The sequence below is a fragment of the Blattabacterium cuenoti genome, from assembly GCF_014251595.1.
Taxonomy (GTDB): domain Bacteria; phylum Bacteroidota; class Bacteroidia; order Flavobacteriales; family Blattabacteriaceae; genus Blattabacterium; species Blattabacterium cuenoti_Q.
On record NZ_CP059192.1, the window covers coordinates 122,631 to 133,869 of the forward strand.

Sequence of the window (11,239 nt, forward strand, 5' to 3'; positions counted from 1 at the left end):
TATTTATTCTTGAACAAGATCTTTAAATCTTTTTGATATAAAATTTGTAAGATTTTTTCCACGTAACAGATCTTTGGATAACAAAGTTAAATTTAAAGCTTCTTGAATAATTTTTTTTCTTTTTTCTTCTGATACTTCTTTTAATATTTTTTTCATTAAACCATGATTGGTGTTTACTATCAATTGATAATATTTATCTTTTTCGACTGTACTTTTTTCTATAATAGTAGAATTCATTTCTTTTATTCTCCTTAAAAATTCTGGAATGATAATTAAAAAAGGGTTGTCTTTTTTGGATAAATCCTCTAATTGGATAGATAATTTGTAATTATCTATTAAATAATGTTGAATTATATCTTTTAAATCTTGTTTTTCTTTTTCAGAAAGTTCTGAATGAACTTCTTCCTTTTTTGTATTAGAATCAATTAATTTATCAATGTGATCTGAATCCACTCGAACAAAGCATATATCTTGATAAGATGATTCTAATTTCTGTATTAAATGAACCGAAAGTGGACTATCCAAAATTAAAATTTCATAGGATCTATCTTTAGCTTCTTTTATAGAACTATATTGTTGATCTTGATCTGAAGAATAAAGAAAAACAATTTTTCCTTCTTTATTTTTTTGAGTTTGTTTGATTTTATTTTTATATTCTTCTAATGTAAAATAATACTGGTCTACAGTATAAAAAATAAAAAATTCGATAGCTTTATCAAAAAAACTTTGTGTACTAATCATTCCATATTCTACTATAATTTTAATATCTGTCCATTTTTTTTGAAAATCATCTCTATTTTTTTGAAACATAGTATATAGCTGATTCGATACTTTTCTTGTTATATATTTAGATATATTTTTAACAGAAGAGTCAGATTGAAGATGAGAACGTGATACATTGAGAGGAATATCTGGAGAATCTATAACCCCTCTTAATAAGCTCAAAAAATCTGGAACAACTCCTTCCAAATTATCCGTTATATAAACTTGATTTTGATATAAATGAATTTTATCTTTCTGTATATCTATTCTTTTTTCTATTTTTGGAAAATATAAAATACCCGTTAAATGAAATGGATGATCTATATTTAAATGAACCCAAAATAAAGGATCTTCTAATTGATGGGGATATAATTCATAATAAAAATCTAAGTAATTTTTATTATTTAACTGATGTGGATTTTTTTTCCAGGCAGGATCAACATTATTGATTACAATTTCTTTTTCTTTATCCTCTTTTTTTGATAAAGAAATTGTGACAGACATAAATTTACAGTATTTTTGTAATAGTTTCAAAATACGTTCATATTCTATAAATTCTTGATTTTCTTCATTAAGAAATAAAATAACTTCTGTTCCTCTATCTATTTTTTCAATTTCTTTCATGATGAAATTAGGATTTCCTTCACAAGACCAAGATATGGATGATGCGTCTTTTTGATAAGATTGAGTTAATATCATTACTTTATCTGACACCATAAAAGAAGAATAAAAACCTAAACCAAAATGACCAATAATATTAGAATTTTTTTTTGTTGTGTTTTGATATTTGTTAATAAACTCTTCAGCTCCAGAAAAAGCGATTTGATTAATGTATTTGTCTACTTCTTCTTGTGTCATTCCTATACCATTATCCCGTATGTGAAGTGTTTTCCTATTTTGATCTATGATGATTTTAATTTTAAAATCGTCGATAATATCATATAAATTTTCTAATTTAATTAAAGTTTTTAATTTTGTAACAGCATCTACCGCATTAGAAACCAGTTCACGTAAAAAAACTTCTTGATCTGAATAAAGAAATTTTTTAATAATAGGAAAAATGTTATCTGAAGTAACACTTATTTTATTATTCACCATAAATATTGAATTGATCAAAATGATAATATGAGAGAATATACAATAATTATTCTGTTATTTAAAATAACGAACAAAATGTAAGTTCAATTTTTATTCAAAAAAACTATCTATAAATTTGATTCCATCAAATATTTTTAAATCTTGAATTTTTTCTCCTGTTCCCAAATATTGAATCGGAATTTTAAATTGATCCATAATTCCTATTACCACTCCACCTTTAGCAGTTCCTTCTATTTTTGTTAGAATAATAGAAGATATTTTAACAAAAGAAGTAAACTGTCTGACTTGTTCAAAAGCATTTTGACCGGTTGTGGCATCCAAAATAAGTATAATCTCATGAGGAGATTCTGTCATTATTTTTTTCATGACTCTACTAATTTTAGAAAGTTCTTCCATAAGATTGATTCGATTTTGTAATCGACCAGCGGTATCAATTATTACCACATCTTTTTTTTTGGATTTCGCAGATTGTAAAGTATCATACGCAACAGATGCTGGATCCGCGTTCATTTGTTGTTTAATTATAGGGACTTCAGCTCGATTTGCCCATATTTCAAGTTGATCAATAGCTGCCGCTCTAAATGTATCAGCAGCCCCTATCAAAACATGGAAACCTTTTTTTTTCAGAAAGAAAGCTAATTTTCCAATTGTAGTTGTTTTTCCAACCCCATTAACTCCTACTATTAAAATAACATATGGCTTTTCATTATTTTTTTGGATTTTATTCTCTAAACAAACATTTTCGATATCTATAAAAAGATTTTTAATTTCTTCTTTAAGGGCATGATGAATATCATGTAAACTACTATATTTTTCCTTTTTAATTTTTTTCTCTAAACTATTTAAAATTTTAATAGTAGTTTGTGTTCCTATATCTGAAGATAATAAAATATCTTCTATTTTATCAAGAATATTAATATCTATTTTTGATTTTTTCAAAAAAAGATCTTTTATTTTAGAAAAAAAAGATTTTCTAGTTTTTTTTAATTCATGATTGAATGTTTTATTTGTTTCTTTTTTTAAAAACACTACTTTATTTTTTTACAAAAAAAAATCTTAAATTCTTCATCAGAAATCATTTTATTTACGAAAGTATAAGAGCCTGATTTTTTAGATTTAACAACTTTTATAGCCAAAGTCATTTTTTTTGAAATCTTTTTTTTTTGATTTTGGTTATCTGTTTCCTTTTTATACATTTTTATTGTTTTATGTTATTTTTATTTATTTAATTTCTTTATGAATAGTATATTTCCTTAATATGGGGTTATATTTTTTTAGTTCAATTCTGTTTGGAGTATTTTTTTTATTTTTTGTTGTAATATATCTAGAACAACCAGAAATTCCAATTTTCCTTTGTTCAGTACATTCTAATATAACTTGTATCCTATTTCCTTTTTTTCCCATTTTAATATTTATATTTAAAACGTTTTAAAACTTTTTCTATCCCTATTTTATCAATAAGTCTCATCGTAGATGTACAAATTTTTAAAGTAATCCATTTTTTTTCTTTTATTAGAAAAAAACGTTTTTTGCATAGGTTTATGTTGAAACGACGTTTTGTTTTATTATTTGCATGAGAAATTTTATTTCCTATCATTCCTTTTTTTCCTGTCAATTCACAAATTTTTGACATAATAATTTTTTTTCGTAAACTTGCCAATAAATAAATATAAATAATTTTATACTAAAGACATTTCATGTCAGGACATAGCAAATGGTCAAATATACAACATAGAAAATCTAATCAAGATTTTAAAAAATCTAAAAAATTTTCTAAAATTATTAAAGAAATATCTACTGCTGTAAAAGAATCAGGTACAAATAATTCTCGTTTTAGAAATGCGATTGTAAGTGCTAAATCTGTGAATATTCCTAAAAATACTATAGAAAAAGCTATAAAAAAAGCTTTACAAATGAAAACGGATGATTACAAAAATTTAAATTTAGAAGGATTAATTCACGGAATTAGTATAATTATAGAATGTATGACAAACAACAGTCTTCGAACAACTTCTAATATTAGAACATTTTTTAATAAAAATGGAGGAAGATTATGTCATAACGGGAAATTAATCCATTTTTTTCATAGAATGGGGGTTTTTTGTATAAAAGAAAGAGATATTCACGATTCAATGGAAAACTTTGAACTTATGACAATAGATTTTGGTGCTCAATATATAAAAAAAAATCATGATATAATTTATTTATATACATACTTTGAACATTTTGGATTTATGAAAGATAATTTGGAAAAACTGAAAATACCTCATGAATATCAAGTCGAACGTATTCCGAAACAGATCAAATCTATTTCAGAAGAAAAAAGGAATAAAGTTTTAAATTTTATTAAAAAACTTCATTCAAATGAAGATGTAGAAAATATTTATTCTAATATGAATGAAAATCAAAAGTAAAATATCCTATCGCATTTAAAAAAAAAAAAAATGAGGAAAGTCCGGACACCGTAGAGCAACACAGTGGGTAACACCCATCCATCGTAAGATGAGGAATAGTGCAACAGAAAGAATATACAGATTTATTTGCTGTAGTGAAATCATGTAAACTCTGTGTGGTGAAATGCCATGTATACCGGAATACTAGCTCGGTTGAAACCGGCGGGTAGGCAGATTGAGATTATGGGTAACCTATATCCTAGATAAATGATAGGAAAAAACAGAATCCGGCTTACAATTTTACTTTTTTTTTGGAGAGATGGCCGAGAGGATTAAGGCGCACGTCTGGAAAGCGTGTTCACAAAAGTGTCAAGGGTTCGAATCCCTTTCTCTCCGTTTATAAATTTTCGATGTCTTTTAATTTTTTATCTATCACATTAGTTCTCACACCTAACAAACGGTCTATATCTTTGGATGCTCCTTGTAATTTATCTTGAGCTTGATGAAGTAACAATCCAAATTTAGTGAACTCTTGCTTGACCGTTTCTAAAATTTTCCAAACTTCAGAACTTCTTTTTTGAATCGCTAAAGTTCTAAACCCAATCTGTAAACTGTTTAATACAGCAGCTAATGTAGACGGTCCTGCTATTACGGTTTTATATTTTCTTAATAATTCTTCTAATAAACTAGAATTTCTTGCAATTTCAGCATATATTCCTTCAAAAGGTAAAAAAAGGATAGCAAAATCAGTAGTATATGGAGGATCTATATATTTATCTTTAATATTCTTGGACATTTTTTTAAGTACAGATTCCATATTTTTTATGGCTATTTCTATATTTTTTTTTTCTCCATTACGATAAGCTTTTTGTACTTTTTCATAAGTTTCTTTTGGAAATTTAACATCAATAGGCAACCATATCATATTTCCATCTCCAAATCCTGGAAGTTTAATTGCAAATTCTACTACAAAATTTGTACTCGATTTGGTTACAACATTAGAAGCGTATTGATCGGGTGATAATATTTGTTGTAAAAGCATTGAAAGTTGCATTTCACTAAAACTTCCACATATTTTGACATGATTTAAGGTTCTTTTTAAAGAACTTACATCTTTTGCTAAAACCTTCATTTCTCCTAACCCTTCTTGTAAAAAAAACAATTGATTTCCAATTATTTCAAATGATTTCCCTAAATGAGCATTGAGAGAAGTTTGAAGTTTATCACTTACATTTTCTTGAATTTTATTTAACTGATTTTCAATAAGTTTATAAAATTTTTCTTGTGATATATAAATAGAATCTAATTTTTTATTTTGATTTTCAATATACAGTTGAATTTCTTTATCAATAGTATCTTGAAATATTTTTACGGTTTGTATTAATCCATTTTTCGTTTCAATAAAAGAATCAATAATTTCAGTTCTATTATATTTAAATAATTTTTGAGTTTCATTTTGTTGATCTTTAAATTCTTTTCTAAAAAAAAATTCTAGTTTTCTAAAAAAAAATATGATACATATTAAAAAAATAAAAAAATTTAAAAGTATAAATGAATAATACATTAAAAATTATGAGAAAAAAAAATAGCGGGAATAGGACTCGAACCTATGACCTTCGGGTTATGAGCCCGACGAGCTACCAACTGCTCCATCCCGCGAATATTATACTTGTGAATATAATGTTTTTCATCTAAAAAATCAAATATTAAATTGATTCATCCATTCATAGATATTAAAAATTCCTCATTATTTTGAGTTCTAGCCATTCTAGATCTTAAAAATTCCATAGCTTCTACTGGATTCATATCGGAAAGATGTTTTCTAAGAATCCACATTCTTTGTAATGTATTTGTATCAAGTAAAAGATCATCTTTTCTTGTACTAGAAGATACAAGATCAATAGCTGGATAAATTCGTTTATTAGCTATTTTTCTATCTAATTGAAGTTCTTTGTTCCCTGTTCCTTTAAATTCTTCAAAGATGACTTCATCCATTTTGGATCCTGTATCTATCATTGCAGTCGCAATGATAGATAAGGATCCCCCATTTTCTATGTTTCTAGCGGCTCCAAAAAATCGTTTTGGCCTGTGTAATGCGTTGGCATCTACTCCTCCTGATAAAACCTTTCCAGAAGCAGGAGCAACAGTATTATAGGCGCGTGCTAAACGTGTAATAGAATCTAATAATATGACAACATCATGTGAACATTCTACCATTCTTTTTGCTTTTTGTAAAACAATATTTGCGACTTTAACATGTCTGTCTGCTGGTTCATCAAAAGTAGAAGCAATAACTTCTCCTTTTACATTTCTCTGCATATCAGTCACCTCTTCTGGGCGTTCATCAATCAATAATATAATTAAATATACTTCAGGATGATTAGCTGCAATGGCATTAGCAATTTCCTTTAATAAAGTAGTTTTTCCTGTTTTAGGAGGAGCAACGATCATTCCTCTTTGTCCTTTTCCTATAGGAGTAAAAAGATCTACAATTCTTGTAGAAAGAGTTGCATTTTTTTCGGCTAATTTAAATTTTTCATTTGGAAATAATGGAGTCAAATGCTCAAAGGAATCTCTATCTCTGACAAAAGAAGGAGATCTACCATTAATTTCAAGAATTTTAATAAGTGGAAAATATTTTTCACCATCTTTAGGTGGACGAACTTCTCCTCTGATTGTATCTCCTGTTTTCATTCCAAAAAGTCTGATTTGAGATTGAGAAACATAAATATCATCAGGAGATGATAAATAATTGAAATCGGAAGACCTTAAAAATCCGTAATTTTCTGGCATAATTTCCAATACTCCTTCACTTATGATTATTCCTTCAAATTCGTATTCAGGAGTCCTATATTTATTGGAAGAAATTTTTTGTGATCCTACTCCTTCTGTTCCATGAGGTAATGACGCATTTTTTCCTTCAAATCTGTCATTTTTTTTCCAATTATAAAAATTTTGATGTTTTTTATAAAATTTCGTGGTTTCTTCTGAAGGTTTAGAATTAGAGACTTTTAAATGTTCTTGAGAAAACAGTTTTTTTTGACTATTTATATTTTTTTTTTCTAAAAATGAATTTTTAGATTCAGTACTTTTTCGCATTTTAAATCCTTTCTTTAAAGGGTTATCCCTTTTTGGGAATGTAGAAACATTTTTATTATTATTGAAAATAGAAATAATTTTTTCCAGGAGTTCGTTTTTGCGTAATTGTGTGCATTTTTTTAATCCTGATGAACGAGCAATCTCCTGTAATTCAAAAAGTTTCTTACTTTTTAATTCAGTAATATCAAACATAAAGTAATTGGGTTTTATATGTATTCTTGGTAAGTAATATACTTTTTAGTATAATAACTTAATGAAAAATAACTTAGAAACGATAAATACAATTATACAAAAAATTAATTTGAACTTTCAATAAAAAACAAAAATTACAAAAAATTATATTATTATGTTATATAGAATACAAACATTATACTTACTTATTTCTGTTTTTATTTATTCTGTTTTCATATANTATGTTTATTTTTATCTATTTTAAATCTTTTCCTTTTTAATAAAAAAAAATTACAAATATTTTTTAATAAAATTAATATACTTACTAATAGTATTCATCTACTGATTTTTTTATTATCATTATATCAATTAAATAGATATACACTAATCATCCTCATTTTTTTTATATTATGTATATATTTTTTGTATCTGACAAACAAAGCCATAAAAAAGGATATCGAATTAATCGATTCTATAAGTCGCATACGATGAATTTTATTCTCATAATTTTATTAAAAAAATGAAAAAAATTTCATTAATTCATAAGTTAGAAATTTCCAAAAAAAATTTTTTGGAAATTTCTAAATCAATTACACAACCCGATATTATATCCAATTCAAAAAAATACAAAATATTATTAGAAAAATACAAAAAATTAAAAAAAATAGTTTCTTCTTATGAAGAATACAACAAAAAATTAGTTTATCTGAAAGAAATAAACTTTATTTTAGAAAATGATTTAGATATAGAAATGAAGGAATTTGCTAAAATAGAAAAATACAATATTTTAGAAAATTTATCTTCAATTGAGAAAAAATTATATCAACTTGTTTTTTTTTCAAAAGAAGAACATGTCATGGAAGAAGATTATAGAAAAGAAGCTATCGTGGAAATACGTTCTGGAACAGGAGGAGATGAAGCGTGTCTTTTTGTTGAAGATATATTAAGAATGTACACTATGTATTTTAAAAAATTAGGTTGGAAATATAAAATTATATATGCTCAAAAAGGAGGAATAAAAGGATACAAAGAAATTATTCTAGAGGTCAATGGAGAAAAAGGTGTTTATGGTAACTTAAAATTTGAATCTGGAGTACACAGAGTACAAAGGGTTCCAAAAACAGAATCTCAAGGAAGAGTACACACATCGGCTATAACCGTTGCTGTTTTTCCTAAAGTAAAAGATATAGAAGTAAACATTAATTTATCTGATATAAAAAAAGATACTTTTAGATCTAGTGGATCCGGAGGTCAACATGTAAATAAAACAGAATCTGCCGTAAGATTAACTCATATTCCAAGTCAAATTACAGTAGAATGTCAAGAAGAACGCTCTCAACATAAAAATTTTGAAAAAGCAATGATTATTTTACGATCACGTATTTATCAAAATGAAAAAGAAAAAAGATTAGCAAAAATATCTATAAAAAGAAAATCTTTAGTTTCTACAGGGGATCGTTCCGTAAAAATTAGAACCTATAATTATCCTAAAAACAGAGTTACAGATCACAGAATCCATAAATCTATTTATAATCTAATAGGATTTATGAATGGAGATATTCAAGAAATGATTAACCTATTAAAATTTTTTGAAAAAAAATAAATTTTAGTTTTTATTTTGATGAGAATAAAAAATCTAAATTTTGATTATCTAAAAAATTTGTATTATAATTTCCTTTTAAAAAATCATTATGTTGTATAACTTTTCTAAGAAAAGGAAGAGTTGTCTGTATCCCTTCTATTACAAATTCATCTAAAGAACGACGCATTTTTTCAATGGTTTCTTTTCTAGTTTTTGCCGTGGTAATAATTTTAGCTATCATGGAATCATAATAATGTGGAATAAAATATCCTGCATAAATATGTGTATCAATACGTACGCCTTTTCCTCCAGGTAAATGCATTTGAGTTATTTTTCCAGGAACTGGACGGAAATTTTGATACGGTTCTTCTGCATTAATTCTACATTCTATTGAATACATTTTGGGATAATAATTTTTTTGTCTAGAAAGTTTTTTTCCATAAGCTATAGATATTTGTTCTTGAATTAAGTCTAAACCTGTTATTTCTTCGGTAATGGTGTGTTCTACTTGTATCCTGGGATTCATTTCCATAAAATAAAAATTCTTATTTTTATCCACCAAAAATTCTATAGTCCCTACTCCTTCATAATGAATATATTCAGCCGCTTTGACTGCTTCTTCTCCCATTTTTTTCCTAAGATGTGGAGTTAAAAATGGAGAAGGAGCTTCTTCCACTAATTTTTGATTTCTTCTTTGAATAGAACAATCTCTTTCTGACAAGTGACATGCTTTTCCATATTTATCTCCTATAATTTGAATTTCAATATGTCTTGGATTTAGGATTAATTTTTCTATATACATATCTTTTTTTCCAAAACAAGACCAAGCTTCTTTTTTAGCAGATTCCCAAGAATTTTTAAAATTTTTTTTATTTAAAACAGATCGTATTCCTTTTCCTCCACCTCCAGATACTGCTTTGATAATAATAGGATATCCTATTTTATCTGCTATTTCTTCTATTTTTTTAGAATACGATTCAACAAAACAATCAGATCCAGGTAAACAAGAAATTCCAACTTTTTTCATGGTTTTTTTAGCTAAAATTTTATTACCCATTTGAATCATATGATGAGGTTTAGCTCCAATAAACTTGATACCATGTTTATCGCAAACAGAAGAAAAATATGCATTTTCAGATAAAAACCCATATCCAGGATGAATGGCATCTGCATTTGTAATTTCTGCCGCAGAAATTAAATTTGGAATATTTAAATAAGATTGATATGAAGGAGGAGGACCTATACATACAGCTTCATCCGCAAAATAAACATGAAGACTATGTTTGTCTGCTGTAGAGTAAACAGCTACGGTTTTAATCCCCATTTCTTTAGCTGTCCTTATAATTCGTAAAGCTATTTCTCCACGATTAGCTATTAATATTTTTTTAAACATAATAATTTAACAATTAGGATCTAACAGAAATAAAGGTTGATCATAATCAACAGGAGAAGCATCTTCCACTAAAACTTTAATTAGTTTACCATCTATTTCAGATTCAATATCATTAAATAGTTTCATCGCCTCTATCACACAAACTTTCATTCCTATTTTTATCTTATCTCCTATTTTTACAAAAGGTTTTTGATTGGGATGAGGTTTTCTGTAAAATGTTCCTATCATAGGAGATTTTATGGTTAAATATTGATTATGATTTTCTGTATCCGTTTTATTATAATAGAATTTATCAGAAAAATCAGAAATAGAAGATGATGAAGATATTTTAGGTGAACGAACAGATTTCCATAAACGTTTTTCATTTTGTATCCATACTCTGTTTTTTATATAAATTTCAGTATTTTCTATTTTTATCCTTATTTCATCCATATTATAATCCGAAATCAACTGAATCAAGGATTTAATTTTTTTAAAATCCATAATTTACAATAATTTTATGATCAGGATTCTTTTCCTTCTTTATCTTGTTTAAGATATAACACTTTTCCTCTATAATATAGTTTATTTTCATGCCAATGTGCATGATGATACAAATGTTTTTGATTTGTTAAAACACATTTTTTTAATAAAGGTTCTTTTATTTTCAAATGACTTCTTCTTTTATTTTTTCTAGATTTAGATTGTCTTCTTTTAGGATGAGCCATAAATTTTTATATTTAATAAATTACTAATTTAGAA

At 26.1% G+C, this 11,239-nt stretch carries 12 protein-coding genes, 2 tRNA genes and 1 other RNA gene; 5 read left to right on the forward strand and 10 right to left on the reverse strand.

The features are described from left to right. Positions 1-3: 3 nt before the first annotated feature. The 4 genes from htpG to rpmB form a co-directional block, all read right to left on the reverse strand. On the reverse strand, positions 4-1,860 hold the full coding sequence (gene htpG, locus H0H66_RS00545) for a molecular chaperone HtpG (RefSeq protein ID WP_185858051.1): 1,857 nt from the start codon (positions 1,858-1,860) through the stop codon (positions 4-6). Between the two features lie 90 nt (positions 1,861-1,950). Further along, positions 1,951-2,889 carry a signal recognition particle-docking protein FtsY gene (ftsY, locus tag H0H66_RS00550; RefSeq protein WP_185858052.1) on the reverse strand — a complete coding sequence of 313 codons (939 nt, stop codon included), beginning with the start codon at positions 2,887-2,889 and terminating at the stop codon, positions 1,951-1,953. Between the two features lie 192 nt (positions 2,890-3,081). Continuing rightward, on the reverse strand, positions 3,082-3,264 hold the full coding sequence (rpmG, locus tag H0H66_RS00560; protein WP_185858054.1) for a 50S ribosomal protein L33: 183 nt from the start codon (positions 3,262-3,264) through the stop codon (positions 3,082-3,084). 1 nt (position 3,265) lies between these two features. Further along, positions 3,266-3,493, reverse strand: a complete 228-nt coding sequence (gene rpmB, locus H0H66_RS00565; RefSeq protein ID WP_185858055.1) for a 50S ribosomal protein L28 — start codon at positions 3,491-3,493, stop codon at positions 3,266-3,268. A 64-nt stretch (positions 3,494-3,557) separates the two neighbouring features. On the opposite strand from rpmB, the gene H0H66_RS00570 reads away from it, so the two are divergent. The 3 genes from H0H66_RS00570 to H0H66_RS00580 all read left to right on the forward strand — a co-directional run bounded on the left by H0H66_RS00570 (position 3,558) and on the right by H0H66_RS00580 (position 4,649). Then, a complete protein-coding gene (locus H0H66_RS00570; protein WP_185858056.1) occupies positions 3,558-4,274 on the forward strand; it encodes a YebC/PmpR family DNA-binding transcriptional regulator in 717 nt (238 codons plus the stop codon). Further along, positions 4,268-4,564, forward strand: an RNA gene (gene rnpB, locus H0H66_RS00575) — RNase P RNA component class A. Before H0H66_RS00570 ends, rnpB begins: the two co-directional genes overlap by 7 nt. Before the next feature lie 2 nt (positions 4,565-4,566). Continuing rightward, positions 4,567-4,649, forward strand: a tRNA-Ser gene (locus tag H0H66_RS00580). 1 nt (position 4,650) lies between these two features. On the opposite strand, the gene H0H66_RS00585 is transcribed toward H0H66_RS00580, so the two are convergent. From H0H66_RS00585 to rho, 3 genes are all read right to left on the reverse strand, one after another. Further along, on the reverse strand, positions 4,651-5,817 hold the full coding sequence (locus H0H66_RS00585) for a DNA recombination protein RmuC (protein ID WP_185858057.1): 1,167 nt from the start codon (positions 5,815-5,817) through the stop codon (positions 4,651-4,653). Between the two features lie 22 nt (positions 5,818-5,839). Next, positions 5,840-5,912: transfer RNA gene (locus H0H66_RS00590), tRNA-Met, on the reverse strand. 57 nt (positions 5,913-5,969) lie between these two features. Continuing rightward, positions 5,970-7,544 (reverse strand): transcription termination factor Rho, encoded by a 1,575-nt coding sequence (gene rho / locus H0H66_RS00595; RefSeq protein ID WP_185858058.1) that lies wholly within the window; start codon positions 7,542-7,544, stop codon positions 5,970-5,972. A gap of 237 nt (positions 7,545-7,781) precedes the next feature. Here rho and H0H66_RS00600 point away from each other — a divergent pair, with 237 nt between their 5' ends. After that, complete coding sequence (locus H0H66_RS00600; RefSeq protein ID WP_238785066.1) at positions 7,782-8,015, forward strand: DUF4293 family protein; 234 nt, start codon at positions 7,782-7,784, stop codon at positions 8,013-8,015. 28 nt (positions 8,016-8,043) lie between these two features. After that, positions 8,044-9,126 (forward strand): peptide chain release factor 1, encoded by a 1,083-nt coding sequence (gene prfA / locus H0H66_RS00605; protein WP_185858059.1) that lies wholly within the window; start codon positions 8,044-8,046, stop codon positions 9,124-9,126. 10 nt (positions 9,127-9,136) lie between these two features. Here prfA and accC read toward each other — a convergent pair whose 3' ends face one another. The 3 genes from accC to rpmF are packed head-to-tail and all read right to left on the reverse strand — an operon-like array spanning position 9,137 to position 11,205. Then, the gene (accC, locus tag H0H66_RS00610) at positions 9,137-10,498 is read right to left on the reverse strand and encodes an acetyl-CoA carboxylase biotin carboxylase subunit (RefSeq protein WP_185858060.1); all 1,362 of its coding nucleotides are present in this window, start codon (positions 10,496-10,498) and stop codon (positions 9,137-9,139) included. Between the two features lie 6 nt (positions 10,499-10,504). Next, a complete protein-coding gene (accB, locus tag H0H66_RS00615) occupies positions 10,505-10,981 on the reverse strand; it encodes an acetyl-CoA carboxylase biotin carboxyl carrier protein (protein WP_185858061.1) in 477 nt (158 codons plus the stop codon). Positions 10,982-11,001: 20 nt separating this feature from the next. After that, positions 11,002-11,205 carry a 50S ribosomal protein L32 gene (rpmF, locus tag H0H66_RS00620; protein ID WP_185858062.1) on the reverse strand — a complete coding sequence of 68 codons (204 nt, stop codon included), beginning with the start codon at positions 11,203-11,205 and terminating at the stop codon, positions 11,002-11,004. Between the last annotated feature and the right edge of the window lie 34 nt (positions 11,206-11,239).

What these genes read in the sequence shown, in the direction of transcription:
- prfA (WP_185858059.1), top strand. Translation starts at nt 8,044, where the DNA reads ATGAAAAAAATTTCATTAATTCATAAGTTAGAAATTTCCAAAAAAAAT.
- rpmB (WP_185858055.1), bottom strand. Translation starts at nt 3,493, where the DNA reads ATGTCAAAAATTTGTGAATTGACAGGAAAAAAAGGAATGATAGGAAAT.
- rho (WP_185858058.1), bottom strand. Translation starts at nt 7,544, where the DNA reads ATGTTTGATATTACTGAATTAAAAAGTAAGAAACTTTTTGAATTACAG.
- accB (WP_185858061.1), bottom strand. Translation starts at nt 10,981, where the DNA reads ATGGATTTTAAAAAAATTAAATCCTTGATTCAGTTGATTTCGGATTAT.
- rpmF (WP_185858062.1), bottom strand. Translation starts at nt 11,205, where the DNA reads ATGGCTCATCCTAAAAGAAGACAATCTAAATCTAGAAAAAATAAAAGA.
- rpmG (WP_185858054.1), bottom strand. Translation starts at nt 3,264, where the DNA reads ATGGGAAAAAAAGGAAATAGGATACAAGTTATATTAGAATGTACTGAA.
- H0H66_RS00570 (WP_185858056.1), top strand. Translation starts at nt 3,558, where the DNA reads ATGTCAGGACATAGCAAATGGTCAAATATACAACATAGAAAATCTAAT.
- htpG (WP_185858051.1), bottom strand. Translation starts at nt 1,860, where the DNA reads ATGGTGAATAATAAAATAAGTGTTACTTCAGATAACATTTTTCCTATT.
- accC (WP_185858060.1), bottom strand. Translation starts at nt 10,498, where the DNA reads ATGTTTAAAAAAATATTAATAGCTAATCGTGGAGAAATAGCTTTACGA.
- H0H66_RS00585 (WP_185858057.1), bottom strand. Translation starts at nt 5,817, where the DNA reads ATGTATTATTCATTTATACTTTTAAATTTTTTTATTTTTTTAATATGT.